The organism is Endozoicomonas sp. SESOKO3 (assembly GCF_024606255.1).
The window spans coordinates 1-2,643 of sequence record NZ_JAHHPR010000384.1 but is presented as its reverse complement, the minus strand read 5'-3'; the positions used below and the strand labels follow the sequence as shown (position 1 = coordinate 2,643).

Annotated in this window: 3 protein-coding genes; all 3 read left to right on the top strand. The window is 48.4% G+C overall.

Going from position 1 to position 2,643, the window contains the following annotated elements:
- The first annotated feature begins 251 nt into the window (after positions 1–251).
- Positions 252–1,235 (top strand): molybdate ABC transporter substrate-binding protein, encoded by a 984-nt coding sequence (gene modA, locus KDK18_RS06695; RefSeq protein WP_257254098.1) that lies wholly within the window; start codon positions 252–254, stop codon positions 1,233–1,235.
- 170 nt (positions 1,236–1,405) lie between these two features.
- Complete coding sequence (locus KDK18_RS06690) at positions 1,406–2,050, top strand: transcription termination/antitermination NusG family protein (RefSeq protein ID WP_257254097.1); 645 nt, start codon at positions 1,406–1,408, stop codon at positions 2,048–2,050.
- Positions 2,050–2,643, top strand: a 594-nt coding sequence (locus KDK18_RS06685; protein ID WP_257254096.1) for an alpha/beta hydrolase, incomplete at its 3' end; no start/stop codon positions are given. The genes KDK18_RS06690 and KDK18_RS06685, both read left to right, overlap by 1 nt.

The window sequence follows — 2,643 nt, the reverse complement described above, 5'->3', positions numbered from 1 at the left end:
GGCGACCCCGTCTTGGCGACCCCGTAGCGAGGACGGCAGAAAATTGAGGACGAAAATTCGGTTTTGTGAGGAAAATAGCGAGCTATTTGACGAACAAAGGCGGATTTTCAGACCAGTTTGCTGCCGCTGCATGGGCGCAGGAGCTAGAGCAATGCTGGAGCAATTGCCGCGTGGGGCAGTCTATTCTCAGTCAGCCTCCTGGAACCTAAACTAAGCTCTGTAATTCGCTCAATGGGTTGTGGAGAAAAATCTTGTTTCACTTACGTTTTGTTAGACACCCACGTTTTGTAAGATACCCAAAATCTTTCTCTAAATTGAAAGCCATTCCTGACCTGCCGATTCTGACTTTCATTTTTGGATGCCTACTCACCATTACTCCCCTATCAGACGCTGACACTATCAAGGTTGCTGTGGCAGCGAGCTTTCAACATGTTCTGGAAAGCCTGAAAGGGCAGTTCCAGTCACGGTATGGTCACACCCTGGAACTGTACTATGGCAGTTCTCAAGACCTGAGGTACCGGGTTAGTGACAACACTCAGAAGTTTGATCTGTTTCTATCTGCTGACAATTTAAAGACGGCAAAACTGGAACAAATGGATAAGATTTTAGCAAATTCCAGGAAGATCTATGCCCAGGGTTTGCTGGCATTCTGGCACGGTCAGCGGAGCCCGTTAAAACCCAACGACATAAAAACCTACCTTATAGATAACAACCCTCCAACAATTCACATTGCAGACCGGGAAGGTGCACCCTACCGGCACGCCGCTAAGTCCGTCCTTCAAAAATATTATCTTTACCGAATAATCAGAGATCAGGATAGGCTCTCTTACAATGAGCATGTCAGGGAAACATGGAGCGATATAAAAAATTCTTCCGATGCTGGTTTTGCGCCTTTTTCCCAGGTGAAAGAAGTCGACTTCAATAGCATTCTTTTCCCAGTGAGTGTAACTCTAGTCCCGCAGTCACTTTACACACCACTGCTTCAGGAGCTGGTCATCCTCAAGGCTACCGAGCATGAGGCCGCCGCCAAAACTCTGGTCGAATACCTTCTCTCCGATGAAACGCAGAGATTCATTGGGTTCAATGGTTATCAAAGAGCACCTGCCAAAAAAGAGGATTCAAGCCTTGTCCCCAGTCCCGCAGTGTCTCTCCACAAATGCGAGTCACGCTACCCCAAAGCCGCTCTGGTTATCGTCTGGTTAAATATGGGACTCTGGATTTTAAGCGGTGCATAGTTCGACCATGAGAATTATAATGAGGCACTTTGAATAGAAATTGCGATAAAGCTGCTCAGATCGTAGACCATTCAGTTCAATAGCCGTTACTGATGTAAACCTTGAAAAGTCTGACATCTGGTGATTTGTACTTTTGTTCTACACAGCAGAAAAGCATTCAGGGAATATGTATGCAGAGTCAAGAGTGCTTGCAAGAGGGATGGTACCTGCTTAAAACCAGACCTCGCCAAGAGCAGAGAGCCTGGGAAAACCTGGAAATCCAGGGTTTTGATGCGTACTGCCCGGTTGTAAAGGTTCGAACCAAAGGCCTGTTGAAGGAAGAGATGCTCTTTCCCGGCTATGTGTTTCTTTATCTGGATTTCAAGGATCTGGATCGCTATCACAAGATCCGTTCTACCCGTGGCGTCAGCGAGATCGTCTACTTCAACCGGATCAACCGCCAGCTCCATAAGGATGGCCGCCTGGGCAAAAGTAAGGAGCAGGACGTGCAGGCTCTACTGCCAAAACCTATCCCCAACGGTCACGAAGTGATCAAGGATATCCGGTTAATTGTCGAAACACTCAGTAGCCATGCAGAAGGTAAAGGCACCGGCTCAAACAAAGCTGTTGGCTTCAACAAAGGCGACAAGGTGATCATGAACCATCCTCTCTATCAGCAACTGGAGATGACGTTTATGGCTGACCTCGGTTCCAGACGGGGTCTGATTCTGGTGCAATACATCAGAAAGCAGAGAAATACCCAAGGCGAGACGGTCTGTGAAGTCGTTTCCGAGAAAGAAATGGAAGTCAGGCTTGAGGATCTGGAAAAAGCCTGATGAAGGGCCCTAAGCCGTTCAGGATAAAAGAGAGCCTTGAGCCCAACTCACGAACAGAGTCCCCTATGCTGAATCCTGAAAACCTCAAGGAACAGATCAAGCCTCTGGTGTTTCCCCTGGAAACCCGGGGCTCACACGCCGACCAGAACCCGGACTTCAAAGAATACTTTGATTTCTATGGTATCAATTTTGGAACCAAGTTAGCTGATGTTCGCCACTTTATGGGGTCAATCGACAGCTGCAACTACAAGGTAGCCTGTCATCTGTTCGAGAAGTCCGATTCCAGAGGCACTTTTTTTCTTCTTCACGGTTACTACGACCATGTTGGGCTTTTCGCCCGAATCATCCGATTTCTCCTGGAACAGGGCTTCAATGTTCTGGCCTATGACCTGCCCGGACACGGGCTCTCCAGCGGTAAGCCCGCCACCATCCCGGATTTTTCTGTCTACACGCTGATTCTTGAAGACATATTGAGCCTCTGTGGAGGTAACCTGCCGAGGCCCTGGCATGCTTTTGGCCAGAGCACAGGGTGTGCGATCCTGACAGATTGTCTGAATAACCGGGAAGCTCATCACAAGGCCAGCCCATTCCAA